Genomic DNA, 22,924 nt, shown 5'->3' with positions numbered 1-22,924 from the left:
TACCCTGTGGGAGCGGGCTTGCCCCGCGAATGGGCTGCAAGGCAGCCCCAAAAACTCAAGCAGAAGCTTCGAGGAAGTCTTGGGCAAAGCGCTGCAGCACCCCGCCCGCCTCGTAGATCGACACTTCCTCGGCGGTATCCAGCCGGCAGGTCACCGGCACCTCGACCCGCTCGCCATTGCGACGGGTAACCACCAGCGTCAGCGTTGCACGCGGCTTGCGCTCACCAAGCACATCATAGGTCTCACTGCCATCCAGACCCAGGGTGTTGCGGTCCGTACCCGGCTTGAACTCCAGCGGCAGCACGCCCATGCCGACCAGGTTGGTGCGGTGAATGCGTTCGAAGCCTTCGGCCACGATCGCCTCGACACCCGCCAGGCGCACGCCCTTGGCCGCCCAGTCACGGGACGAGCCCTGGCCGTAGTCGGCACCGGCGACGATGATCAGCGGCTGCTTGCGCTCCATGTAGGTCTCGATCGCCTCCCACATGCGGGTCACCTTGCCTTCCGGCTCGATGCGCGCCAACGAACCCTGCTTCACGCTGCCGTCATCCTTGCGCACCATTTCGTTGAACAGCTTGGGGTTGGCAAAGGTGGCGCGCTGGGCGGTCAGGTGGTCGCCACGGTGGGTGGCGTAGGAGTTGAAGTCCTCCTCCGGCAGGCCCATTTTCGCCAAGTACTCACCCGCCGCGCTGTCCATCATGATGGCGTTGGACGGTGACAGGTGATCGGTGGTGATGTTGTCCGGCAGCACTGCTAGCGGGCGCATGCCACGCAGGGTGCGCTCACCGGCCAAGGCACCTTCCCAGTACGGCGGACGGCGGATATAGGTGCTCATCGGGCGCCAGGCGTACAGCGGCGCCACCTTCGGCCCACGGTCTTCCTCGATGGCGAACATCGGAATGTAGACCTTGCGGAACTGCTCCGGCTTGACCGAGGCACGCACCACGGCGTCGATTTCTTCATCGCTCGGCCAGATATCCTTGAGGCGGATTTCCTTGCCGTCGACCACGCCCAGCACGTCTTTCTCGATGTCGAACCGGATGGTCCCGGCGATGGCGTAGGCCACCACCAGCGGCGGCGAAGCCAGGAACGCCTGCTTGGCGTAAGGGTGGATGCGCCCGTCGAAGTTGCGGTTACCCGACAACACCGCAGTGGCATACAGGTCACGCTCGACGATCTCTTGCTGGATCACCGGGTCCAACGCACCGGACATGCCGTTGCAGGTGGTGCAGGCGAAAGCGACGATGCCAAAGCCCAGGTGCTCCAGCTCTTTCTCAAGCCCTGCTTCTTCCAGGTACAGCTGCACAGCCTTGGAACCTGGCGCCAGCGAGGATTTGACCCAGGGTTTGCGCGTCAGGCCCAGCTTGTTGGCATTGCGTGCCAAAAGGCCCGCAGCGATCACGTTGCGCGGGTTGCTGGTGTTGGTGCAACTGGTGATGGCGGCGATGATGACCGCGCCGTCCGGCATTTGCCCCGGGACATCTTCCCAGGCCCCGGCGATGCCCTTGGCCGCCAGGTCGCTGGTGGCCACGCGGGCATGCGGGTTGGACGGGCCGGCCATGTTGCGCACCACGCTCAACAGGTCGAAGCTCAGGGTACGCTCGTAGACGGCGCCGGCCAGGCTGTCGGCCCACAGGCCGGTGGCCTTGGCATAGGTTTCCACCAGCTTGACCTGCTGCTCTTCGCGACCGGTCAGCTTGAGGTAGTCGATGGTCTGCTGGTCGATGGCGAACATCGCTGCAGTGGCGCCGTATTCAGGGGCCATGTTGGAGATGGTCGCGCGGTCGCCCAGGGTCAGGGCACGGGCTCCCTCGCCATGGAACTCGAGGTAGGCGCCGACGACTTTCTGTTTACGCAGGAACTCGGTCAGGGCCAGCACCAGGTCGGTGGCGGTGATGTTCGGTGCCAGCTTGCCGGTCAGCTCGACGCCGACGATTTCCGGCAGGCGCATCCACGAGGCACGGCCGAGCATCACGTTCTCGGCTTCCAGGCCGCCGACACCAATGGCGATCACGCCCAGGGCGTCGACATGCGGGGTGTGGCTGTCGGTGCCAACGCAGGTGTCCGGGTAGGCCACGCCGCGGTCGCTGTGGATCACCGGTGACATCTTCTCCAGGTTGATCTGGTGCATGATGCCGTTGCCCGGCTGGATCACGTCGACGTTCTTGAACGCCTTCTTGGTCCAGTTGATGAAGTGGAAACGGTCTTCGTTACGGCGGTCTTCGATGGCACGGTTTTTCTCGAACGCCTGCGGGTCGAAACCACCGCACTCGACCGCCAGGGAGTGGTCGACGATCAACTGCACCGGCACCACCGGGTTGACCTGGGCCGGGTCGCCGCCCTTGTCGGCAATGGCGTCACGCAGGCCGGCGAGGTCGACCAGGGCGGTTTGGCCGAGGATATCGTGGCACACCACGCGCGCCGGGAACCACGGGAAGTCGAGGTCGCGCTTGCGCTCGATCAGCTGGCTGAGCGAGGCGTCGAGGGTGGCAGGGCCGCAGCGGCGCACCAGGTTTTCGGCGAGCACGCGCGAGGTGTAGGGCAACCCGTCGTAGGCGCCGGGCTTGATAGCCTCGACTGCCGCGCGGGCATCGAAGTAGTCCAGGTCGGTGCCTGGCAGGTGCTTGCGGAATGCGGTGTTCATATAGTTATCAGGCTCGGTCACGGTAGTCGGTGGCAGTTAAGTCCATGGGGGCGCTGTGCGCCCCTTTCGCGACACAAGGCCGCTCCCACATGGGTTTAGCGCTCTCCTTGTGGGAGCGGCCTTGCGTCGCGAAAGGGCTACGAAGCAGCCCCAGCGGTCTGCAACTCAGCGCTGCTCGATCGGCACGAACTGGCGCTGTTCGACGCCGACATACTCGGCGCTCGGGCGGATGATGCGGTTGTTGGCACGCTGTTCGAACACGTGCGCCGCCCAGCCGGTCAGGCGCGAGCAGACGAAGATCGGGGTGAACAGCTTGGTCGGAATGCCCATGAAGTGGTACGCCGACGCATGGTAGAAGTCGGCGTTAGGGAACAGGCGCTTCTGCTCCCACATGGTCTTGTCGATGGCTTCGGACACTGGGTACAGGACCTTGTCACCGACCTCGTCAGCCAGTTGCTTCGACCAGCCCTTGATCACCTCGTTGCGCGGGTCGGACTCTTTGTAGATGGCATGGCCAAAGCCCATGATCTTGTCCTTGCGCTCCAGCATCTTGAGCAGCTCGGCCGTGGCGTCCTGCGGGCTCTGGAAGCGTTCGATCAGCTCCATCGCCGCTTCGTTGGCACCGCCGTGCAGCGGGCCACGCAGCGAGCCGATGGCGGCGGTGACGCAGGAGTACAGGTCGGACAGGGTCGAAGCGCAGACGCGTGCGGTGAAGGTCGAGGCGTTGAATTCGTGCTCCGCGTAGAGGATCAGCGACACGTTCATCACCTTGACATGCAACTCGCTCGGCTTCTTGCCGTGCAGCAGGTGCAGGAAATGCCCGCCGAGGGTGTCTTCATCGCTGGTGCAGTCGATGCGCACGCCATGGTGGGTGAAGCGGTACCAGTAGCACATCACGGCCGGGAACAGCGCCAGCAGGCGGTCGGTCTTGTCGTGCTGGGCTTCGAAGGTGAGTTCGGGCTCTAGGGTGCCCAGCACCGAGCAGCCGGTGCGCATCACGTCCATCGGGTGGGCGTCGCGCGGGATGCGCTCGAGCACTTCCTTGAGGGCTTGCGGCAGGTCACGCAGGCCCTTCAGCTTGCGCTTGTAGTCAGCCAGCTCGGCCTGGGTCGGCAGCTCGCCGTACAGCAGCAGGTAGGCCACTTCTTCGAATTCAGCACCGGCCGCCAGGTCACGGACGTCGTAGCCACGGTAGGTCAGGCCGGCACCGGCCTGGCCAACGGTCGACAGTGCGGTCTGGCCGGCCACCTGGCCACGCAGGCCTGCGCCACTGAGTACTTTTGCTTCGGCCATGGTGTTTCTCCTTTCTTGAATTTGTTATGGATTTCTTGCTGGCTAATTCGGTTTGCCTGTACCGGCCTCTTCGCGGGACAAGCCCGCTCCCACAGGTCCAACACAGCTTTTGAAACTTGCGCTGTACCTGTGGGAGCGGGCTTGTCCCGCGAAAGGGCCAGCACAGGCGGTCACTTATCCTTTCTTCTGGGCAAACAACGCATCGAGGCTCTGCTCGAAGGCGTGGTAACCAATGGCATCGTAGAGCTCCATGCGGGTCTGCATGGTGTCGACCACGTTCTTCTGGGTGCCGTCACGACGCAGCGCGGTGTAGACATTCTCGGCCGCCTTGTTCATGGCGCGGAATGCCGACAGCGGGTACAGCACCAGCGACACGTCGACCGACGCCAACTCTTCGGTGGTGTACAGCGGGGTGGCGCCGAATTCAGTGATGTTGGCCAGAATCGGCGCTTGCACGCGGTCAGCGAAGGTCTTGTACATCGAAAGCTCGGTAATGGCCTCCGGGAAGATCATGTCGGCGCCGGCCTCGACGCACGCTGCGGCACGGTCCAGCGCAGCATTCAGGCCTTCGACGGCCAGGGCATCGGTGCGCGCCATGATCACGAAGCTGTCATCGGTACGGGCATCGACGGCGGCCTTGATACGGTCGACCATTTCCTGCTGGGTGACGATTTCCTTGTTCGGGCGGTGGCCACATCGCTTGGCGCCAACCTGGTCTTCGATGTGGATCGCAGCTGCGCCGAACTTGCTCATCGAGCGCACGGTACGCGCCACGTTGAACGCCGAGGCACCGAAACCGGTGTCGACATCCACCAGCAGCGGCACGTCGCAGACGTCGGTGATGCGGCGCACATCGGTGAGCACATCGTCCAGGCCGCTGATACCCAGGTCCGGCAGGCCCAGGGAGCCTGCGGCCACGCCGCCACCGGACAGGTAGATGGCCTTGAAGCCGGCGCGCTTGGCCAGCAGGGCATGGTTGGCGTTGATGGCGCCGACTACCTGCAAGGGATGTTCGGCGGCAACCGCGTCGCGGAAACGTTGGCCGGGCGTGCTCTTCACAGTCATGAATCACCTCGTGGGCTATTGTCGTTGGCGTCCAGGTAGTGACGCTCGATGTTGCGTTTGGACGCGCCGATGTGGCGGCGCATCAGGAGTTCAGCCAGTTCACCGTCACGGTCGGCGATGGCATCGAGAATCCGGTGGTGTTCGGCAAACGCCTGGCGTGGCCGATTGGGCGTGGCGGAGAACTGTATGCGGTACATGCGCACCAGCTGGTACAGCTCGCCACACAGCATCTTGACCAGGGTCTGGTTGCCGCTGCCCTGGATGATCCGGTAGTGGAAGTCGTAGTCACCTTCCTGCTGGTAGTAGCCGACACCCGCCTGGAACGCCGCATCGCGCTCATGGGTGTCGAGCACCCGGCGCAGTTCGTCGATATCGGCCTGGCTCATGCGCTCGGCGGCCAGGCGGCAGGCCATGCCTTCGAGCGATTCGCGAATTTCGTACAGCTCGATCAGCTCGGCATGGTTGAGCGACACCACCCGCGCCCCGACATGCGGCACGCGCACCAGTAGGCGCTGGCCTTCGAGGCGGTGGATGGCCTCGCGCAGCGGCCCGCGGCTGATGCCGTAGGTCCGCGCCAGCTCCGGCTCGGAGATCTTGCTGCCCGGGGCGATGTCGCCCTTGACGATGGCCGCTTGGATGCGCCGAAAGACGTTTTCGGACAAGGTTTCCGTTTCGTCCGCCAACGCTGGGCTGGGAGTGGATAGGTCCAGCATATTGTCGACACCCTGATAATCACATGGCCAGAAATTAGCTAATTAAGCGCTATCAGTCAAAGACAAAATGAACATTGTCGACAATCGTCTAATAACGAACTAACCCTGCCCCGCCGCTGTCAGATCGCGACGCGCTGGCGTCAAGACGTCGGCGTGATAGAATGCCGCGCCTCCGACGGAGTATGGATAGCGTGTCTGTCATCTATTCATGTTGTTGACAGATGAACGAGGAAGCTTGCGCAGTCGTTGCCAGTCGCCTTGCCCCGAACCCTGCACAGTACCGCGCCAGGATTATGAGACTTACACCCGTTTTATTGCTGCTATGCCTCACCCTGCTGCCGGCCATCGGCCAAGCGGCGGGCAAGACCGTGTACGGTCTCAACGAATACGCAAAGCTGGGCGACCTGGACCTGGAAGTGGCCGCCAAGCTCGACACCGGTGCCAAGACCGCCTCGCTCAGCGCCCGCGACATCAAGCGCTTCAAGCGCAACGGCGAGAGCTGGGTGCGTTTCTACCTGGCCATCGATGCCGCCCACTCGCACCCGATCGAACGCCCCCTCGCGCGCGTCAGCAAGATCAAGCGACGGGCAGGCGACTACGATGCCGAATCGGGCAAGGCCTACACCGCGCGCCCGGTCATCGAACTCGAAATCTGCATGGGCCAGGCCCTGCGCACCATCGAAGTCAACCTCACCGACCGCAGCGCGTTCCAGTTCCCGCTGCTGATCGGCTCCGAGGCGCTCAAGCACTTCGACGCGCTGGTCGACCCAAGCCTTAAATACGCGGCCGGCAAACCTGCCTGTGCCACCGACGCTCCTAAAGCAGAGTAATCCCGATGCGCTCTCTTACCCTCCATCTGAAAGTCCTGATCACCGTCCTGGTGCTGCTGGGCGTGGCGGTCACCGCTTATCAGATCTTCTTCCTCGGCATCCCGGTGACCGAAGACGAAACCGACGACCTGTGGAATATCGACGCCAAGGTCGAGTTCGTGGCCAGCACCAAGGACCCGGTCAAGGTGCAGATGTTCGTGCCGCCACTGAACCGCGACTACGTCAGCCTCAACGAGAGCTTCATCTCCAACAACTATGGGGTGAGCGTCAACCGTGCCGACGGCAACCGCAAGGTGACCTGGTCGGCACGCCGCGCCAGCGGCAACCAGACGCTTTACTACCGCCTGGTGCTGACCAAGCGCTACAGCAACGAAAAGACCACCATCAAGGGCCCGACCTTCCGTGACAGCCTGGCAGTCGACGGCCCCGAGAAGATCGCCGCCGAAGCCCTGATGGCGCCTATCCGCCAGCATTCGGCCGACGTCGAAACCTTCGTCAGCGAGACCATCAAGCGGGTCAACAACCTCAACGACGACAACGTCAAGCTGCTGCTGGCCGGCGACACCTCGGCCATGAAGAAGGCCCAGGTCATCGACCTGCTGTTGTCCATCGCCCACGTGCCGATGGAAAAGGTCCACACCATCCGCCTGGTCGCCGACACCCCGCAGACCCCAGAGCTGTGGCTGCGCAGCTTCAACGGCAACGACTGGTTGTACTTCAACCCGGACACCGGCGAGCAGGGCCTGCCCAACGACCGCCTGCTGTGGTGGACCGGTGATGACAACCTGATCACCGTCGATGGCGGCAAGAAAGCCAACGTCACCTTCAGCATGAACAACAGCGAGATGAACGCCATCCGCCTGGCCAAGCTGACCGACGAGAACACCGACGCCGACTTCCTCGAGTACTCGCTGTACGGCCTGCCGCTGCAGACCCAGCAGACCTTCATGATCATGGTGATGATCCCGATCGGCGTGCTGGTGATCCTGGTGCTGCGCAACCTGATCGGCCTGCAGACCCTGGGTACCTTCACCCCAGTACTGATCGCCCTGGCCTTCCGCGAGACCCAACTGGGCTTCGGGATCGTGTTGTTCACGGTGATCACGGCCCTGGGCCTGTCACTGCGCTCGTACCTCGAACACCTCAAGCTGCAGATGCTGCCACGCCTGTCGGTGGTGCTGACCTTCGTGGTGGTGCTGATCGCCGCCATCAGCCTGTTCAGCCACAAGCTGGGCCTGGAGCGCGGGTTGTCGGTGGCGTTGTTCCCGATGGTGATCCTGACCATGACCATCGAACGCCTGTCGATCACCTGGGAAGAGCGCGGCGGTGGCCATGCCATGAAAGTGGCCATCGGCACCCTGTTCGCAGCGTCCGTCGCGCACCTGCTGATGATGGTGCCGGAGCTGGTGTACTTCGTCTTCACCTTCCCGGCGGTGCTGCTGATTCTGGTGGGCTTCATGCTGGCGATGGGTCGCTACCGCGGCTACCGCCTGACCGAGCTCGTTCGCTTCAAGGCGTTCCTGAAGAAGGCTGATGCCTGATGTTCGGACTGATCAAGACCTGGAAAGCCCTGGAGGCCCGGGGCATCATGGGTATCAACCGGCGCAACGCGGACTATGTCCTGAAGTACAACAAGCGCCACCTGTACCCGATCGTCGACGACAAGATCATCACCAAAGAGCGCGCGCTCGCGGCCGGCATCCATGTGCCGGAAATGTACGGCGTCATCGAGACCGAGAAAGAGATCGAGAAGCTCGACCAGATCATCGGCGGGCGCAGTGACTTCGTCATCAAGCCGGCGCAAGGCGCCGGCGGTGACGGCATCCTGGTGATCGCCGACCGCTTCGAGGACCGCTACCGCACGGTGTCGGGCAAGATCATCAGCCACGAGGAAATCGAGCACCAGATCTCGAGCATCCTTACCGGCCTGTACTCGCTGGGTGGCCACCGCGACCGGGCGCTGATCGAGTACCGGGTAACGCCGGACCAGATCTTCAAGAGCATCAGCTACGAAGGCGTGCCGGACATCCGCATCATCGTGCTGATGGGCTACCCGGTCATGGCCATGCTGCGCCTGCCGACCCGCCAGTCCGGCGGCAAGGCCAACCTGCACCAGGGCGCCATTGGCGTGGGTGTCGACCTGGCCACGGGGGTGACCCTGCGCGGCACCTGGCTGAACAACATCATCAGCAAGCACCCGGACACCACCAACGCCGTGGACGGCGTGCAACTGCCAAACTGGGACGGCTTCATGAAGCTTGCGGCCGGCTGCTACGAGCTGTGCGGCCTGGGCTACATCGGTGTGGACATGGTGCTGGACCAGGAAAAGGGCCCACTGATTCTGGAACTCAACGCCCGCCCAGGCCTGAACATCCAGATTGCCAACGACTGCGGGCTGACCCAGCGCACCCACGCCATCGAGGCGCACATCGAGGCGCTGGCCAAGGACGGTGTGACCGAGGATGCCGAACAGCGCGTTCGTGTCTCGCAAGGGCTGTTCGGGCACGTGCATCCGCGCTGAGTCAGTAACGACGGGGCCCGCTTCGCGAGCCATTGGCGGGGCAAGCCCGCTCCCACAGCTTGAGCGCAACACCGTATTTGTGGGAGCGGGCTTGACCCGCGAATGGGCTGCAAAGCAGCCCTCGGCTTCAACACAACGTTTGAATGTCGTTCCAGCGCTAGGCGCATTTCCTACACAGGTCTACAATCGCCCTCCTCGCTTTTACATCGCCGTCCACACTGATGCCGACCTGTACGCTCCACCCCCTGCCCTACCAGCCTGACCCTGCCGCCTATTTCGCCCGCCTGCGCCAGGCGCCCGGCGCGATTCTGCTCGACAGTGCCCGCCCCGGTGCCGAACGCGGCCGCTTCGACTTGCTCAGCGCCTGGCCCGTGCAACACCTGCAAGCCCACGCAGACGAGGACGGCCGCACCTTCCTGCAACGGCTGCGCGCAGGGCTGGCGCAACTGGGCCACGCCGACTTGCCGGTTGGAGTGGAACTGCCGTTTGCCGGCGGCCTGATCGGCTACCTCAGCTACGACTTCGGCCGGCGCCTGGAAAACCTGCCCAGCCTGGCCATCGATGACCTCGGCCTGCCCGATGCGCAACTTGGCCTTTACCGCTGGGCATTGGTGACCGACCACACGCTGGCAACCAGCCAGTTGGTGTTCCACCCGAGCCTGGCAAGCGCTGAGCGCGTGCGCCTGATTGCCCTGTTCGAAGCCCCCGATTGTGCTGCAACTGGCGATTTCCACCTGCTGGCCAACATGACCGGCGACTTGAAGCCCGAGCACTACCAAGCAGCGTTCGACCAGGTGCAACGCTACATTCAGGCCGGCGATTGCTACCAGATCAACCTGACACAACGCTTCCGCGCACCGTGCCAGGGCGACCCGTGGCGCGCCTATCAGGCGCTGCGCAAAGCGTGCCCGACGCCATTCTCCGGTTACCAGCAACTGGCCGATGGCAGCGCACTGCTGAGCTTCTCGCCGGAGCGGTTCATTCGCGTCAGCCAGGGGCTGGTCGAGACTCGCCCGATCAAGGGTACCCGGCCACGCTCAAGCAACCCCGACCAGGACGCCCGCAACGCCGAAGAGCTGCTGCACAGCCCCAAGGACCGCTCGGAAAACCTGATGATCGTCGACCTGCTGCGCAACGACCTGGGCCGTACCTGCCAGATCGGCTCGGTCAAGGTGCCCGAGTTGTTCAGCCTGGAAAGCTACCCCAACGTTCACCACCTGGTCAGCAGCATTACCGGGCAATTGGCCACCGACAAGGACCCACTCGACCTGATCGGCGACAGCTTCCCCGGCGGCTCGATCACCGGGGCGCCGAAGATCCGCGCCATGCAGATCATCGACGAACTGGAGCCCAGCCGCCGTGCACTGTATTGCGGCTCGTTGCTGTATGTGGATGTGCGCGGCGAGATGGACAGCTCCATCGCCATCCGCAGTGTGCTGATCAAGGACGGCCAAGCCAGTTGCTGGGGCGGCGGCGCAGTAGTGGCGGACTCCGACTGGGCGTCGGAATACGAAGAATCGATTGCCAAGGTGCGGGTGCTGATGGAGACCTTGCAACAGCTCTGATTCGGCGCCACAAGGCCTTTATGCCAGGCGTCTAACCCAGCATTTTTTGTTACCATCACCTCATTACGAGCGCACAGCGCCACAGCCAAGATGGAAACCGCCTGATGAGCCAACCCTTCGACGTCGCCGCCCTCGCCGCGACCTATGCCAACAAGTCCCCGCAAGACATCCTGAAACTCGCCTTCGAGCATTTCGGCGACGACTTGTGGATCTCCTTCAGCGGCGCCGAGGATGTGGTGCTGGTCGACATGGCCTGGAAGCTGAACAAACAGGTCAAGGTCTTCAGCCTCGACACCGGCCGCCTGCACCCAGAGACCTACCGCTTCATCGACCAGGTCCGCGAGCAGTACAACCTGCCGATCGAGATCCTCAGCCCGGATCGCAGCAAGCTCGACCCGTTCGTCAAGGAAAAGGGCCTGTTCAGCTTCTACAAGGACGGCCACGGCGAGTGCTGCGGCATCCGCAAGATCGAACCCCTGCGCCGCAAACTGGCCACGGTAAGCGCCTGGGCCACCGGCCAGCGTCGCGACCAGAGCCCAGGCACGCGTAGCCAGGTAGCGGCACTGGAGATCGACAGCGCCTTCTCTACCCCCGAGCGCACCTTGTACAAGTTCAACCCGCTGGCACAGATGAGCAGCGAAGAAGTGTGGGGCTACATCCGCATGCTCGAGCTGCCCTACAACAGCCTGCACGAGCGCGGCTTCATCAGCATTGGCTGCGAACCGTGCACACGCCCGGTGCTGCCGAACCAGCACGAGCGCGAAGGCCGCTGGTGGTGGGAAGAGTCGACCCAGAAGGAATGCGGCCTGCACGCCGGCAACCTGATCAGCAAGGGCTGATCGACAGGTAAAGAAAAACCGGCCCACTGGGCCGGTTTTTTCATGCTCGAACGGCTTAGTGCACCGGCAGCTCGACGCCTTCGAACAGCTCTTCAAGCTCTTGCTTGTTATGGCACTGAATGGCTTTGGCCATCACTTCGCGGGTCAGGTGCGGGGCGAACTTCTCGATGAAGTCGCACATGAAGCCGCGCAGGAAGGTGCCACGGCGGAAGCCGATCTTGGTGATGCTGGCCTCGAACAGTTCGCTGGCATCCAGGGCCACCAGGTCGCTGTCGAGCTTGGTGTCAACGGCCATCTTGGCCACGATGCCCACACCCAGACCCAGGCGCACGTAAGTCTTGATCACGTCGGCGTCGGCGGCGGTAAACACCACTTTCGGCGTCAGGCCGCGATGGTTGAAGGCTTCGTCCAGCTTGGAACGGCCGGTAAAACCGAACACGTAAGTGACGATCGGGTACTCGGCAACGGCTTCCAGGGTCAGCTTTGGCAGTTTGGTCAGCGGGTGCCCCTGCGGAACCACCACGCAGCGGTTCCACTTGTAGCACGGCATCATGATCAGGTCGCCGAACAACTCCAGCGCCTCGGTGGCGATGGCGAAATCGACAGTGCCATCAGCGGCCATCTCGGCAATTTGCATCGGCGAGCCCTGGTGCATGTGCAGGGCCACTTCCGGGTACTGCTTGATGAAGCTGCTAATCACCGGCGGCAGCGCGTAACGGGCCTGGGTGTGGGTGGTGGCGATGGACAGGGTGCCCTTCTTCTCGTTGGAGAATTCCTGGGCGATCTGCTTGATGCTCTCGACCTTGCGCAGGATTTCGCCAGCGGTATTGATGATGCGCTCACCTGCCGGCGTGACACGGGTCAGGTGCTTGCCGCTGCGGGCAAAGACTTCAACGCCCAGCTCATCTTCGAGCAAACGGATCTGCTTGCTGATACCTGGCTGGGAGGTATACAGGCTCTGCGCCGTCGCGGAGACGTTGAGGTCGTGGTGCGCCACTTCCCAGATGTAGCGCAGTTGTTGAAGCTTCATAGGTTTCCCTCGGTTCAGCGGTGAGTCAGCGGCAGCAGGCAGCGACGATATATAACTATATTAGTGGTTCTGGAAATAAATCTAGAACTATTTTGTTACACGCGCCCCAGTAATAGCCCACGGCCAGCTTCACGTTTTCCTACGTCCCAGGTGCTGTGCAAGCGGCACCATATACACCGGCACAGGCGACAACTGCAGCAACCGCACCGCCGTTCGCCCCAGCGGCACATCAACGCCCGCACCGGCACTGTGGCTTCCGAAAATCAGCAAATCGACGCTCAAGCGCTGCGCCTGGTCGAGTATGACCTGGGCAGGGTCACCCTGGCGCACACGCACCGCCTTGATGACCGCAAGGTCCGCCTCCTCGCCCAGTTCATCGCGAAAATTTTCCAGCACGCGCTGTTCGATATTGGCCATGACCGTGTTGACGCCCTGGCTGTGCAACTGGTCGAGCGTCTGCTCATCGAGATAGCTTTGCAGCAGCGACTCGGCGAACTGGCCCATGGGCTCCACGGCGTGAATCACATACAACTCCGCATTGAACGTGCGCGCCAATGCCAGGGCGTGCTGCATGACAAAAGGGGCGTAGACACCGAGGTCGGTGGCGTACAGCATGGAGCGGATCATTCGACCTCCTCGACTGCCGCTGCGGCAGAGCAAGCTTCAGCTTAGCAGCGCGCCGCAAGCACGCTTTGCCGTCCGGCGTGCTGCTAGCGCGGGCCGCAGGAGGCGTCAGATGGGGCGTGTATCGCGGCTGATGAATGACAGCGCCTGGCACAGCATCTCCATGCGCGGCAAGCTGCAGCCCGCCGCCCGTGCGCGCGCCAGCGGCTCGCCATAAATGGCCTGAAGCTCCAGCGGGCGCTGCTGGGCATGGTCGTGGTACATGCTTGGCCAGTAGTCGGGCATCCGTTCGGTGACCTGGAACAGATGCTCGGCATACCCCTCGGGCAGTACATGGCCACACGCTGCAGCGCCTTGCACCACCTCGTCCATCAACGCCTGGATCAGCGCCCGGCTATGCGGGTCGGCCATCAGCGGCGCGGTGCTGGCGCCGAGCAACACCGAAAGCCCGTTATACGGCACGTTCCACACCAGCTTCTGCCAACGGGCCTGGCTCAGGTTGTCCATGGCCTGCGAATCGATACCCGCCGCCTGGAACAGCCCTGCCCCCTCCTTGACCAGCGCAGCACCACCCTCGCTTGCCGGCCCACTGTGATAGCCCAGGTTGACCGCACCCAGTGCCTGATGGCGGATCACCCCCGGGGCCTGGCGATTGACGCAAATGAAGCACAGGCCGCCGAGCAGGTGCATGTCGTCGCGCAATGCCGGACGCAGTTGCTCCTCCACACCCAGGCCATTCTGCAGTAGCACCACGCGTGCGTCAGGTGCAGCGGCCTGCACGATCAGCGGCGCCAGCTGGTCGTTGCTGGTGGCCTTGGCGCCCACCAGCAGCCAGTCGCACTGCGGCATGTCGGCAACATTGGCATACGCCTGAACCTGCATCTGCAACGCGCCATGCACAGCACTTTCAAGCACCAGCCCCTGGTCGCGCACCACCTCGTATTCGCTGCGCAGTAGAAAGTGCACGTCGAAACCGGCCCGCGCCAGCATCAACCCATAAAAGCCGCCGATGGCACCACTGCCGATGATCCCGATACGTGGTTTGCGCGGATGCATGCCGATCTCCAGGTAAATGTCAGAGCGCTTTTTTACACCGGTTCCGGCCCGCTGGGCACCCCAATCGCGCAACGGCGCCGCCAGCACGGGAAAATCCCTGCCCTGACGGGCCAAAGCCCATTGTCGCGCCACCTGTAACGCGCTAAGGTTCGGCTCCCCGCTGCGAACATTCTTGCTGCTGGGCCGCACGGGGATTGCTGGCGGCCGGCACCCGTGACCTGACGAGTAACACGATGGCTGATTTACCGATCGACGACTTAAACGTTGCCTCCAACGAGACCCTGATCACGCCCGATCAGCTCAAGAAGGAAATCCCCCTCAGCGCCACGGCCCTGCAGACCGTGACTGCCGGCCGCCAAGTGGTGCGCGATATTCTCGACGGCAAGGACCATCGCCTGTTCGTCGTGGTCGGCCCCTGCTCCATCCACGACATCAAGGCTGCCCACGAGTACGCCGAACGCCTGAAGGTATTGGCTGCGGAAGTGTCCGACACCCTCTATCTGGTCATGCGCGTGTACTTCGAGAAGCCGCGCACCACCGTAGGCTGGAAAGGCCTGATCAACGATCCGTACCTGGATGACTCGTTCAAGATCCAGGACGGCCTGCACATCGGCCGCCAACTGCTGCTGGACCTGGCTGAAATGGGCCTGCCGACCGCTACCGAAGCGCTCGACCCGATCTCCCCGCAGTACCTGCAGGACCTGATCAGCTGGTCGGCCATCGGCGCCCGCACTACCGAATCCCAGACCCACCGCGAAATGGCCTCGGGCCTGTCTTCGGCGGTCGGTTTCAAGAACGGCACCGATGGCGGCCTGACCGTTGCGATCAACGCACTGCAGTCGGTGTCCAAACCGCACCGCTTCCTTGGTATTAACCAGGAAGGCGGCGTCTCGATCGTCACCACCAAGGGCAACCCTTACGGTCACGTGGTGCTGCGCGGCGGCAATGGCAAGCCGAATTATGATTCGGTCAGCGTCGCCTTGTGCGAACAGGACCTGGCCAAGGCCAAGATCAAGGCCAACATCATGGTCGACTGCAGCCACGCCAACTCCAACAAGGACCCGGCCCTGCAGCCACTGGTGATGGAAAACGTCGCCAACCAAATCCTCGAAGGTAACCAGTCGATCATCGGCCTGATGGTCGAGAGCCACCTGAACTGGGGCTGCCAGTCGATTCCGAAAGACCTGAACGAACTGCAATATGGTGTTTCGGTGACCGACGCCTGTATTGACTGGTCTGCGACTGAGAAGACCTTGCGCAGCATGCACGCCAAGCTCAAGGATGTACTGCCGCAGCGCCAGCGCGGCTGACAAAAAAAGGGCCGCTAAGCGGCCCTTTTTTTACAGGTTCAGACTTTGCTCGAATGACGCTGCTGGCGTTCCATGTAGCGTTCTACATAAGAGCACGACGGAATCACCGTGTACCCCATCTGCTCGGCATACTCCAGGGCCCGCTCGGTCAGCGCTGCGGCAATGCCACGCCCGCGCAGGGCGTTAGGCACGAAGGTGCGATAGATGTCCAGCGTCTGCTTGCCCAGATCCATGTACGTCAGATAGGCACGATGACCGTCCACGTTGGTCTCGAACTGATGACCGGCCTGGTCATGGTGGATGGTCAGCGCTTCGCTCATCACTACTCCTCGCAGGTCTTCTCGGCAGACCCATACCTTAACCGATGGTGGTTTATCCGGCACAGAATCCTCTACGCCACCTGTTGCCCCTTGGACCACAGGACGATTGCAATCGTTCTACCCTCGGGCATTCACAAGATAGTAGGCGCGGCAAGCAGGATTGCTCAAGGTGGCAACGGTTAAAAAACGGCAAAAAACGTCGCTAATGGGCTCTTCCCGTTACGCCAACAGCAGCCGGATGTTGCAGGGCTTAAGACGCTGAACGACAGACAAAGTCACCGTTAGTTCAACAAAAAAGTTCCCGTAGTACAGACGGTTGCGGCCCCTGTACGTTTTTTTCACAAACGCGTCGCAAATCTTGTCGGCGTGACCTGGAGCAACATTTTTTTTGCAGTTCTTGCGCTCTGTCAGTTTACTTACTACAAGTAATGGGTACTATGTACGCCGGCCAGTTTCTCTTTTCCGAGAGATGGCTCTTTAATAGAAAGTCCTTGAAGGGGAACACGATGAACAACGTTCTGAAATTCTCTGCTCTGGCTCTGGCCGCAGTTCTGGCTACCGGTTGCAGCAGCGTATCCAAAGAAACCGAAGCTCGTCTGACTGCGACTGAAGACGCAGCAGCTCGCGCTCAAGCTCGTGCAGACGAAGCCTATCGTAAGGCTGACGACGCACTGGCAGCCGCTCAGAAGGCTCAGCAGACCGCTGACGAAGCCAATGAGCGCGCTCTGCGTATGCTGGACAAAGCCAGCCGCAAGTAATAGTCCTCACGGATTGTTATGAAGCCGACCCACTTGTGGGTCGGCTTTTTTATTTCCGCGCAACAAGCAGTACAAACGAAAAGGCCTGCACTAAGGCAGGCCCTGGGCAGCTCGCGAACGCTTACTGCAGTTCAGGCGGGATGCTCGAAACCATCGGCGCCGTACCCTGATTATCGACCGGCACGGCAATTTCGACGGGCATGCCATCTTCAGCGGCGACCACGTCACGCACCATGTCCCAGTTCATGCGCAGGTTGTTCGCCAGGTCTTCACGCTTGAGCAGTGCATTGATAACCGCAGTGTGCTTATCCACCACCGACGGATTACCTTGATCGTCCAACGGAGTGTGCGCTTCGAGGTAGACCTTGCCAGCACTGATACCGAACTTGTAAGGCTCGTTGATGATGCGCACCGGAGTACCTACCGGCACCATCTTCGACAGCTCGACCACGTTGTTGTTAAGCATGCGGAAGCAACCGTGGCTGGTGCGCATGCCAATGCCAAACTTCTTGTTGGAACCGTGAATCAGGTAACCCGGTACACCCAGGGTGAACTTGAACGGGCCCAGCGGGTTATCCGGCCCGGCAGGCACCACGGTCGGCAGGATGTCGCCGTCGGCGGCGTGCTCGGCGCGAATGGAAGCGGGCGGGGTCCAGGTCGGGTTCGGGGTCTTGGCGGTGATCTTTGTGTTAGCGATCGGCGACCCCCAACCTTCACGACCAATGCCCAGCGGGAAGGTGTACACCACGCTCTGCCCTTTCGGGTAGTAGTACAGACGGTACTCGGCCAGGTTGATGACGACGCCTTCGCGCGGCCCCGGCGGCAGCACATAGCGGGTCGGCAGGATGATTTCAGTACCGGCACCCGGCAACCAAGGGTCGACGCCCGGGTTGGCGGCGATCATTTCCAAGTAGCCAAGGTCGTTGGCAGTGCCGATATCGGCGAAGGTGTCTTCGTACTTTGCCTTGATCACCTGCACCTGGCCGACAATGTCTTCACCGGGGGGTGGCAATGGCAGCTCCAGCGCAGCAGCGGGGCCCGCTACCAGCAGGGCGGCCAGGGACAGGCTACGGGTGACGGCAGGAAAGCGCGGCAACATCCGGTAAATCCTTCGAAAGGTGGGTCAAGAGGATCGATTGTACACCCGCACCGATGCAAGCGGGAGGCATTGGCGTCACGCAAGCGTTTCAGATGATGAAAGGTGTGTCAGGTTTGGCATCAAAGCTGCGGCCACACCGGGCGCATGCCGCGCCGCTGGGCGTCGAGAATGGCGCGGCAGAGCGCGCACAGGCGGTCGTCGCGGTAGATCGACCGTTGCACCCCGGACCAGCGCGGCTGCGCGGGCAGCAAACCGCCACACAAGGTACGGTCAACCGGCACGCCCAGCTCAAGCTGGCGGGCCGCCAGGTGGACGCGGATTTCCTGGCAGGCAAACAGGTCGAGCTGTTCGTCAGGCTCGATCAGTTGGTAGGCATAAAGGGACCAGGCAGGGCGCGGCATCGGGGGCTCTCGAAACGGGGGGCGCAACCTTAGCCGAAAGCCGGCCCCGTTTAAAGCGTCACAGCAAGGGTTTTATCGCCGGCCAGGCATTTTCCAGCAGGCGCTGCTGGGCACCTTGCGCAGGATGGATGCCATCAGCTTGCATCAGCGCCGGCACACCGCCCACACCCTCCAGGAAAAACGGCACCAACGGCACCTGTTTTTCCGCAGCCAACTGTTCATACACCTGGGCAAACGCCGTGGTGTAACGCACCCCATAGTTGGGCGGCAGGCGCATCCCCAGCAGCAGCACCTTGGCACCTGCTTGCCGAGCGCTCTCAATCATCGAAGCAAGATTTTGTTGCAATTGCTGCGGCGGCTGCCCGCGCAGCCCGTCATTGCCGCCCAGCTCCATCACCACCACCGCCGGCTTGTGCGCTGCAAGCAGCGCCGGCAGCCGCGCCTGGCCTCCTGCACTGGTGTCGCCGCTGATCGATGCGTTGACCACCTGATCATCGAAACCTTCGTCCTTGAGCCGGGTCTGCAACAAAGAGACCCACCCCTGGCGGCTATCCAGGCCAAAACCAGCGCTGATACTATCGCCAACCACCAGCACCGTTCCCGCCGTGGCGCTCTGGGCCAAGCAATACAAGGCCAGACCGGCACTCAACCACCACATTCGCATTGGATTCTCCATGGGCCCCAGCATTCTCGTTGCGCAGAACCTTAGCAAAGTGGTCCCCAGCGCGGAAGGCGATCTGACCATCCTCCACGCCCTCTCCCTCGATCTCGCCCAAGGCGACAGCCTGGCCATCGTCGGTGCTTCGGGCTCCGGCAAGTCGACGTTGCTCGGCCTGCTCGCCGGCCTCGATCAGCCCAGCGCCGGCAAGGTCATCCTCGCCGGGCATGACCTGGGCCCACTGGACGAAGACCAGCGCGCCCGTGTGCGCGCCGAGCATGTCGGCTTCGTATTCCAGTCATTCCAGTTGCTGGACAGCCTCAACGCCTTGGAGAACGTCATGCTGCCTCTGGAGCTGGACGGCCGCCGTGATGCCCGCGAACACGCCCGCACCTTGCTCGAACGGGTTGGCCTTGGCAAGCGCCTGAGCCACACGCCACGCCAGCTGTCCGGTGGCGAACAACAACGGGTGGCGATTGCCCGCGCGTTCGCGGCACAACCTGCCGTGCTGTTCGCCGACGAGCCCACCGGCAACCTCGACAGCCACACGGGCGAGCGCATCAGCGACCTGCTGTTCGAATTGAACAAGGAGCGCGGCACCACCTTGGTACTGGTCACCCATGACGAACGCCTGGCCAGACGCTGTCGGCGCCTTATCCGCCTGGACGCCGGCCGCCTGGTGGCCCCGGTGGAGGTCTGAGCCCATGACCAGCATGCCCTTCTCCCGATTGTGCGGCCTGGCGTTGCGCCAGTTGCTACGCGACATCCGCGCCAGCGAAGTGCGCGTGCTGTTCTTTGCCCTGCTGGTGGCCGTTGCGGCCAGTACGGCGATTGGTTACTTCGGTGCCCGCCTCAACGGCGCCATGCAATTACGTGCCAGCGAATTCCTCGGTGCCGACCTGGTGCTGCAAGGCAGCGCACCTGCCCGGGACGAACAGATCAGCGCAGGCAAGGCCCTCGGCTTGCGCCACGCCCAAGTGGTCGAATTCACCAGCGTGGTGGGCGGTGACAGCGGCATCCAGCTGTCCAGCGTCAAGGCCGCCGACGGCGCCTACCCCCTGCGCGGGCAAGTCCGCAGTGCCGCCGCCCCCTATGCCGAGGAAACCCCCGGGGGTGGCCCGGCGCCCGGGGAGGCCTGGGTCGAACCAAGGCTGCTGGCCGCGCTGGGGCTAGCGATCGGTGACAGCATCGACGTGGGCATGAAAACCCTGCGCATGAGCCGCGTACTGACCTACGAGCCGGACCGCGCCAACAACTTCTATAGCCTGACCCCGCGGGTAATGATGAACCTGGCGGACCTAGCGGCGACCGGGGTGATCCAGCCGGGCAGCCGGGTGTCCTACCGCGACCTGTGGCGCGGCGACGTCGAAGCGCTGGCCCAGTATCGCCAGGCCGTGGAGAAAAACCTCGCGGCCAACCAGCGCCTGCTCGACACCCGCGATGGCAACCGCCAGATCGGGGGCGCCCTGAGCAAAGCCGAGCGCTACCTGAACATGGCAAGCCTGGTGGCGGTATTGCTGGCCGGCGTCGCCGTGGCCATGTCGGCCAGCCGCTACGCCGCCAGGCGCCTGGATGCCAGTGCGCTGCTTCGCTGCCTGGGCCTTTCCCGTCGGCAGGCCCTGGGTCTGTACTGTGTACAGCTGGCCATGCTTGGCCTGGTGGCTGCCGTGGCAGGCGCCCTGCTCGGCTGGTTGGCGCAACTGGGCCTGTTCCGGCTGCTGCACGGCCTGCTGCCGAGCGTGGTTCCGCCAGGCGGTGTCGTACCCGCGTTGGCCGGCATCGGCACCGGGCTGGTCGCCCTGGCTGGCTTCGCCCTGCCGCCCATTGCCGCCCTCGGCCAGGTACCCCCGCTGCGCGTGCTGCGCCGTGACCTGCTGCCAGTGCCACCCAGCAGTTGGCTGGTGTATGGCGCCGCCTTGTTGGCCCTGGGCCTGATCATGTGGCGCCTGAGCCTAGACCTGCTGCTGACCTTCGCACTGCTGGGCGGTGGCCTGGTCGCGGCGGTGGTGCTCGGCGGCCTGCTGCTACTGGGCCTGCGCAGCTTGCGCCAACTGTTGGTCGGTGCCCCGCTTGCCTGGCGCCTTGGGCTCGGGCAATTGTTGCGCCATCCGTTGGCTGCCGCTGGCCAGGCCCTGGCTTTTGGCCTGATTCTGCTGGCCATGGCGCTGGTCGCATTGCTGCGTGCCGAGCTGCTCGACACCTGGCAGGCACAATTGCCCAAGGATGCCCCCAACCACTTTGCCCTGAACATCCTGCCGGATGATCGCGAGCCCTTCGCTCAGCACCTGCAGCAGGTCAATGCGGCCTCGGCACCGCTGTACCCGGTAACGCCCGGCCGCCTGATCCAGATCAACCAGCAACCGGTGCAGCAGATCGTCAGCAAAGACTCCGCCGGCGAGCGCGCCGTTCAACGCGACCTCAGCCTGACCTGGGCCGCCGAACTGCCCAATGGCAATGCACTGACGGCAGGCGAATGGTGGCAGGCACTGCCGTCGGGCGACGAGATACCGGGCGTTTCGGTGGAGGCCGAACTGGCCACGAGTCTGAAGCTGCAACTGGGTGACCTGCTGACCTTCGATATCGGTGGCCAGCAACGCCAGGCCCGGGTCAGCAGCCTGCGCAGCGTGCACTGGGACAGCTTCCAGCCGAATTTCTACATGATCTTCCAGCCTGGCACGCTGCAGGGGTTGCCCACGACTTACCTCACCAGCTTCTATCTGGCCCCAGGCCATGACCTGGATGTGGTCGCGCTGTCACGGGCTTTCCCGGCGGTGACCATCCTGCAGGTTGACGCGTTGCTGGATCAGCTGCGCAGCATCCTTGCCCAGGTCACCCTGGCGGTCGAGTATGTGCTGCTGTTCGTCTTGGCGGCAGGCTTGGCGGTGCTGTTCGCCGGCTTGCAGGCAACACTGGACGAACGCATTCGCCAAGGCGCCCTGCTGCGGGCACTGGGCGCGGCACGGCCACTGCTGGTCAAGGCAAGACGTATCGAGTTTGGCCTGCTAGGCGCAGCCAGCGGGTTGCTGGCTGCACTGGGTTGCGAGTTGATCACGCTGGTGCTGTACCGCTATGCCTTCGACCTGCAATGGAACCCGCACCCGTGGCTGCTTGTGCTACCGCTGGCAGGGGCAGTGCTGGTGGGTGGCGCAGGGGTGCTCGGCACAAGGCGGGCGCTCAATGCCAGCCCGTTGACGGTGTTGCGGGAGGGATGAAAAAACCGCTACAGGAGCGTAATGCTGTTCACTTAAGAATGCTGGGGCCGCTCTGCGGCCCATCGCGGCACAAGGCCGCTCCCACACCGACCGCGTTATACCCCTAGGGCCGTTCCTACACGTAGCTGATGCTGTTGACGTACCAGGCCGCGTCGCCGGTCGGGGTCTGCACCACCACCTCGTCGCCCTCCTCCTTTTTGAGCAAGGCACGGGCCATGGGTGAGTCGATCGAGATGTAGTCGTTACGTCCATAGATCTCGTCATACCCGACAATGCGAAACTTCTTGGTCTCGCCCTCGTCGTTCTCGATCTCGACCCAGGCACCGAAAAACACCTTCCCTTCCTGCTCTGGCGAATACGCCACGACCTTTACATCTTCAAGGCGCTTGCGCAGGTACCGGACCCGGCGATCGATCTCGCGCAACAGCTTCTTGTTGTACTGGTAATCGGCATTCTCGCTGCGATCACCCAGCGATGCCGCCCAGGTCACCTTCTGGGTGATCTCGGGGCGGTAGACACGCCACAGGTGATCCAGCTCTTTTTTCAGGGCCTCATGGCCTTCGGTGGTGATGATATTGGTGCTCAACAGCGTTCTCCTCAACGGCGGGTGATCAGGCCTTGACGAGCGATGCGGGTGAGATGGCCAATGACTTCGGCGGCCTCGGCAGAGGCCGGGGCCTGAATGACCGCCAAATCGAAACGGTCGTTGCCGTACTGCGCGAGATGGCAGCAGGTTTCGGTGAACTGGATAAGAAAGGCACGCGCCTGGCCCTTGCGACGTGAAAGGCCTTCGAGATGACGCAAAAGGGTAGGCTGATGCTGGCCACCGAGCAGGATGCGCGGTGTACGGGAGGCCTCGTTTGCAGGCAACGGGCTCAAACAGACACTAGTACGTGGGCTACGTGGGCAACTCATGGTGCTTCTCTCCGCCTCGCGAATCCCGCTGGGCAGCGGTGGGAGGCGTCACCGAACCAGCGCTTTAGCGG

The 22,924-nt window shown here is 62.9% G+C and carries 22 protein-coding genes; 9 read left to right on the top strand and 13 right to left on the bottom strand.

Annotation, left to right across the window (positions count from 1 at the left end):
• Positions 1-55: 55 nt before the first annotated feature.
• The 4 genes from acnD to MFF34_RS04805 form a co-directional block, all read right to left on the bottom strand.
• Entirely contained in the window at positions 56-2,644 is a 2,589-nt protein-coding gene (acnD, locus tag MFF34_RS04820; protein WP_238210619.1) for a Fe/S-dependent 2-methylisocitrate dehydratase AcnD, read from the bottom strand.
• Positions 2,645-2,809: 165 nt separating this feature from the next.
• Positions 2,810-3,937, bottom strand: coding sequence for a 2-methylcitrate synthase (prpC, locus tag MFF34_RS04815; RefSeq protein WP_238210618.1), 1,128 nt, complete (start codon positions 3,935-3,937; stop codon positions 2,810-2,812).
• 174 nt (positions 3,938-4,111) lie between these two features.
• Positions 4,112-5,002 (bottom strand): methylisocitrate lyase, encoded by an 891-nt coding sequence (gene prpB / locus MFF34_RS04810; protein WP_027593921.1) that lies wholly within the window; start codon positions 5,000-5,002, stop codon positions 4,112-4,114.
• Positions 4,999-5,715, bottom strand: coding sequence for a GntR family transcriptional regulator (locus tag MFF34_RS04805; protein ID WP_027593922.1), 717 nt, complete (start codon positions 5,713-5,715; stop codon positions 4,999-5,001). The genes prpB and MFF34_RS04805 overlap by 4 nt, the downstream gene beginning before the upstream one ends.
• A gap of 293 nt (positions 5,716-6,008) precedes the next feature.
• On the opposite strand from MFF34_RS04805, the gene MFF34_RS04800 reads away from it, so the two are divergent.
• From MFF34_RS04800 to MFF34_RS04780, 5 genes are all read left to right on the top strand, one after another.
• The gene (locus MFF34_RS04800; RefSeq protein WP_027593923.1) at positions 6,009-6,545 is read left to right on the top strand and encodes an ATP-dependent zinc protease; all 537 of its coding nucleotides are present in this window, start codon (positions 6,009-6,011) and stop codon (positions 6,543-6,545) included.
• Between the two features lie 5 nt (positions 6,546-6,550).
• Complete coding sequence (locus MFF34_RS04795; RefSeq protein WP_027593924.1) at positions 6,551-8,086, top strand: inactive transglutaminase family protein; 1,536 nt, start codon at positions 6,551-6,553, stop codon at positions 8,084-8,086.
• The gene (locus tag MFF34_RS04790) at positions 8,086-9,066 is read left to right on the top strand and encodes an alpha-L-glutamate ligase-like protein (RefSeq protein WP_099429926.1); all 981 of its coding nucleotides are present in this window, start codon (positions 8,086-8,088) and stop codon (positions 9,064-9,066) included. The genes MFF34_RS04795 and MFF34_RS04790 overlap by 1 nt, the downstream gene beginning before the upstream one ends.
• 221 nt (positions 9,067-9,287) lie before the next feature.
• Entirely contained in the window at positions 9,288-10,631 is a 1,344-nt protein-coding gene (gene pabB / locus MFF34_RS04785) for an aminodeoxychorismate synthase component I (protein WP_238210616.1), read from the top strand.
• 104 nt (positions 10,632-10,735) lie between these two features.
• Complete coding sequence (locus MFF34_RS04780) at positions 10,736-11,470, top strand: phosphoadenylyl-sulfate reductase (protein ID WP_238210614.1); 735 nt, start codon at positions 10,736-10,738, stop codon at positions 11,468-11,470.
• 55 nt (positions 11,471-11,525) lie between these two features.
• Here the strand turns inward: MFF34_RS04780 and cysB are convergent, their stop codons facing one another.
• The 3 genes from cysB to MFF34_RS04765 all read right to left on the bottom strand — a co-directional run bounded on the left by cysB (position 11,526) and on the right by MFF34_RS04765 (position 14,180).
• Positions 11,526-12,500, bottom strand: a complete 975-nt coding sequence (gene cysB, locus MFF34_RS04775) for an HTH-type transcriptional regulator CysB (RefSeq protein WP_027593928.1) — start codon at positions 12,498-12,500, stop codon at positions 11,526-11,528.
• A gap of 129 nt (positions 12,501-12,629) precedes the next feature.
• Positions 12,630-13,127 (bottom strand): universal stress protein, encoded by a 498-nt coding sequence (locus tag MFF34_RS04770; protein ID WP_027593929.1) that lies wholly within the window; start codon positions 13,125-13,127, stop codon positions 12,630-12,632.
• 105 nt (positions 13,128-13,232) lie between these two features.
• The gene (locus MFF34_RS04765) at positions 13,233-14,180 is read right to left on the bottom strand and encodes a putative 2-dehydropantoate 2-reductase (protein ID WP_238210606.1); all 948 of its coding nucleotides are present in this window, start codon (positions 14,178-14,180) and stop codon (positions 13,233-13,235) included.
• A 233-nt stretch (positions 14,181-14,413) separates the two neighbouring features.
• On the opposite strand from MFF34_RS04765, the gene MFF34_RS04760 reads away from it, so the two are divergent.
• Complete coding sequence (locus MFF34_RS04760) at positions 14,414-15,490, top strand: 3-deoxy-7-phosphoheptulonate synthase (RefSeq protein ID WP_099429929.1); 1,077 nt, start codon at positions 14,414-14,416, stop codon at positions 15,488-15,490.
• Between the two features lie 38 nt (positions 15,491-15,528).
• On the opposite strand, the gene MFF34_RS04755 is transcribed toward MFF34_RS04760, so the two are convergent.
• Positions 15,529-15,810 carry a GNAT family N-acetyltransferase gene (locus tag MFF34_RS04755; protein WP_025338432.1) on the bottom strand — a complete coding sequence of 94 codons (282 nt, stop codon included), beginning with the start codon at positions 15,808-15,810 and terminating at the stop codon, positions 15,529-15,531.
• A 506-nt stretch (positions 15,811-16,316) separates the two neighbouring features.
• Between MFF34_RS04755 and oprI the strand changes: the two genes are divergently transcribed.
• The gene (gene oprI / locus MFF34_RS04750) at positions 16,317-16,568 is read left to right on the top strand and encodes an outer membrane lipoprotei OprI (RefSeq protein WP_003259780.1); all 252 of its coding nucleotides are present in this window, start codon (positions 16,317-16,319) and stop codon (positions 16,566-16,568) included.
• Between the two features lie 121 nt (positions 16,569-16,689).
• Here the strand turns inward: oprI and MFF34_RS04745 are convergent, their stop codons facing one another.
• The 3 genes from MFF34_RS04745 to MFF34_RS04735 all read right to left on the bottom strand — a co-directional run bounded on the left by MFF34_RS04745 (position 16,690) and on the right by MFF34_RS04735 (position 18,732).
• On the bottom strand, positions 16,690-17,667 hold the full coding sequence (locus MFF34_RS04745; RefSeq protein ID WP_085273233.1) for a L,D-transpeptidase family protein: 978 nt from the start codon (positions 17,665-17,667) through the stop codon (positions 16,690-16,692).
• Positions 17,668-17,786: 119 nt separating this feature from the next.
• Positions 17,787-18,068, bottom strand: a complete 282-nt coding sequence (locus tag MFF34_RS04740) for a hypothetical protein (protein WP_099453482.1) — start codon at positions 18,066-18,068, stop codon at positions 17,787-17,789.
• Between the two features lie 58 nt (positions 18,069-18,126).
• Positions 18,127-18,732 carry an arylesterase gene (locus MFF34_RS04735; RefSeq protein ID WP_238210604.1) on the bottom strand — a complete coding sequence of 202 codons (606 nt, stop codon included), beginning with the start codon at positions 18,730-18,732 and terminating at the stop codon, positions 18,127-18,129.
• A gap of 10 nt (positions 18,733-18,742) precedes the next feature.
• Between MFF34_RS04735 and MFF34_RS04730 the strand changes: the two genes are divergently transcribed.
• Positions 18,743-19,426, top strand: a complete 684-nt coding sequence (locus tag MFF34_RS04730; protein WP_027593935.1) for an ABC transporter ATP-binding protein — start codon at positions 18,743-18,745, stop codon at positions 19,424-19,426.
• Between the two features lie 4 nt (positions 19,427-19,430).
• On the top strand, positions 19,431-21,938 hold the full coding sequence (locus tag MFF34_RS04725) for an ABC transporter permease (protein WP_238210602.1): 2,508 nt from the start codon (positions 19,431-19,433) through the stop codon (positions 21,936-21,938).
• Between the two features lie 115 nt (positions 21,939-22,053).
• Here the strand turns inward: MFF34_RS04725 and greB are convergent, their stop codons facing one another.
• Both greB and MFF34_RS04715 read right to left on the bottom strand, forming a co-directional pair.
• Entirely contained in the window at positions 22,054-22,524 is a 471-nt protein-coding gene (gene greB, locus MFF34_RS04720) for a transcription elongation factor GreB (protein ID WP_099429931.1), read from the bottom strand.
• A gap of 11 nt (positions 22,525-22,535) precedes the next feature.
• Positions 22,536-22,853: a hypothetical protein gene (locus MFF34_RS04715; protein ID WP_027593938.1), complete on the bottom strand. Its 318-nt coding sequence runs from the start codon at positions 22,851-22,853 to the stop codon at positions 22,536-22,538.
• Positions 22,854-22,924: the final 71 nt, after the last annotated feature.

Source organism: Pseudomonas sp. PAGU 2196 (assembly GCF_022179005.1).
In the GTDB taxonomy this organism is placed as follows: Bacteria; Pseudomonadota; Gammaproteobacteria; order Pseudomonadales; family Pseudomonadaceae; genus Aquipseudomonas; species Aquipseudomonas kermanshahensis.
Note: the sequence above shows the minus strand (reverse complement) of the source record. Positions and strands in the feature narration are given on the sequence as shown.

Coding starts and splice junctions, on each gene's coding strand:
- acnD (WP_238210619.1), bottom strand. CDS start 2,644: ATGAACACCGCATTCCGCAAGCACCTGCCAGGCACCGACCTGGACTAC.
- prpC (WP_238210618.1), bottom strand. CDS start 3,937: ATGGCCGAAGCAAAAGTACTCAGTGGCGCAGGCCTGCGTGGCCAGGTG.
- prpB (WP_027593921.1), bottom strand. CDS start 5,002: ATGACTGTGAAGAGCACGCCCGGCCAACGTTTCCGCGACGCGGTTGCC.
- MFF34_RS04805 (WP_027593922.1), bottom strand. CDS start 5,715: ATGCTGGACCTATCCACTCCCAGCCCAGCGTTGGCGGACGAAACGGAA.
- MFF34_RS04800 (WP_027593923.1), top strand. CDS start 6,009: ATGAGACTTACACCCGTTTTATTGCTGCTATGCCTCACCCTGCTGCCG.
- MFF34_RS04795 (WP_027593924.1), top strand. CDS start 6,551: ATGCGCTCTCTTACCCTCCATCTGAAAGTCCTGATCACCGTCCTGGTG.
- MFF34_RS04790 (WP_099429926.1), top strand. CDS start 8,086: ATGTTCGGACTGATCAAGACCTGGAAAGCCCTGGAGGCCCGGGGCATC.
- pabB (WP_238210616.1), top strand. CDS start 9,288: ATGCCGACCTGTACGCTCCACCCCCTGCCCTACCAGCCTGACCCTGCC.
- MFF34_RS04780 (WP_238210614.1), top strand. CDS start 10,736: ATGAGCCAACCCTTCGACGTCGCCGCCCTCGCCGCGACCTATGCCAAC.
- cysB (WP_027593928.1), bottom strand. CDS start 12,500: ATGAAGCTTCAACAACTGCGCTACATCTGGGAAGTGGCGCACCACGAC.
- MFF34_RS04770 (WP_027593929.1), bottom strand. CDS start 13,127: ATGATCCGCTCCATGCTGTACGCCACCGACCTCGGTGTCTACGCCCCT.
- MFF34_RS04765 (WP_238210606.1), bottom strand. CDS start 14,180: ATGCATCCGCGCAAACCACGTATCGGGATCATCGGCAGTGGTGCCATC.
- MFF34_RS04760 (WP_099429929.1), top strand. CDS start 14,414: ATGGCTGATTTACCGATCGACGACTTAAACGTTGCCTCCAACGAGACC.
- MFF34_RS04755 (WP_025338432.1), bottom strand. CDS start 15,810: ATGAGCGAAGCGCTGACCATCCACCATGACCAGGCCGGTCATCAGTTC.
- oprI (WP_003259780.1), top strand. CDS start 16,317: ATGAACAACGTTCTGAAATTCTCTGCTCTGGCTCTGGCCGCAGTTCTG.
- MFF34_RS04745 (WP_085273233.1), bottom strand. CDS start 17,667: ATGTTGCCGCGCTTTCCTGCCGTCACCCGTAGCCTGTCCCTGGCCGCC.
- MFF34_RS04740 (WP_099453482.1), bottom strand. CDS start 18,068: ATGCCGCGCCCTGCCTGGTCCCTTTATGCCTACCAACTGATCGAGCCT.
- MFF34_RS04735 (WP_238210604.1), bottom strand. CDS start 18,732: ATGCGAATGTGGTGGTTGAGTGCCGGTCTGGCCTTGTATTGCTTGGCC.
- MFF34_RS04730 (WP_027593935.1), top strand. CDS start 18,743: ATGGGCCCCAGCATTCTCGTTGCGCAGAACCTTAGCAAAGTGGTCCCC.
- MFF34_RS04725 (WP_238210602.1), top strand. CDS start 19,431: ATGACCAGCATGCCCTTCTCCCGATTGTGCGGCCTGGCGTTGCGCCAG.
- MFF34_RS04715 (WP_027593938.1), bottom strand. CDS start 22,853: ATGAGTTGCCCACGTAGCCCACGTACTAGTGTCTGTTTGAGCCCGTTG.